At 46.6% G+C, this 661-nt stretch carries 1 pseudogene; it reads right to left on the minus strand.

Going from position 1 to position 661, the window contains the following annotated elements:
- Positions 1 to 661 (minus strand): annotated as a pseudogene (locus HT679_RS09980) (YSIRK signal domain/LPXTG anchor domain surface protein); the annotation flags it as partial.

The following is a 661-nucleotide window of genomic DNA, read 5'->3' on the forward strand; positions in this document are numbered from 1 at the left end:
CTGCTTCTGCTTTTGTCTTAGCGTCGTTATAGGCAGTCACTTTGCTTGCTGGCTTGTCAGCTGTTGTTGGTACACTTGTGATTTCGCTTCCTAAGGCATTATTCGCATTCGTCAGAGCTGTCTTGTCTGCTTTATCGACTAACTTCTCTTTCGCTTTGTCTAACTTACCTTGAGCTGCGGTTACTTTTTCTTGCGCTGCTTGAACTTCTGCTGCTGTCGCATCGGCACCTTTAGCTTTTGCGGCTTCTGCTGCCTGCTTAGCTGCTGTAACTTCGGCTTCTGCTTCTTTCTTAGCGGCTTCGTAAGCTTTAATACTTTCTGGTGTCTTACCTTCTGTACTTACGGCTTCATCTAACTTCGCGTTGTCTTCTGCTAATTTAGCTTTCGCTGTTTCTGTAGCTGCTGCGGTTACTGCATCTTCTGCTTTCTTCAACGCGTCTTTGGCTGCGTTTACTTTCGCTAGCTCTGCTTGAACAGCTTCTGGTGTCGCATTATCGTCCGCTATTACAGCTTCCGCTGCTTGCTTAGCTGCTTCTGCTTTTGTCTTAGCGTCGTTATAGGCAGTCACTTTGCTTGCTGGCTTGTCAGCTGTTGTTGGTACACTTGTGATTTCGCTTCCTAAGGCATTATTCGCATTCGTCAGAGCTGTCTTGTCTGCTTT

The organism is Streptococcus sp. 4886, assembly GCF_013276485.1.
Taxonomy (GTDB): domain Bacteria; phylum Bacillota; class Bacilli; order Lactobacillales; family Streptococcaceae; genus Streptococcus.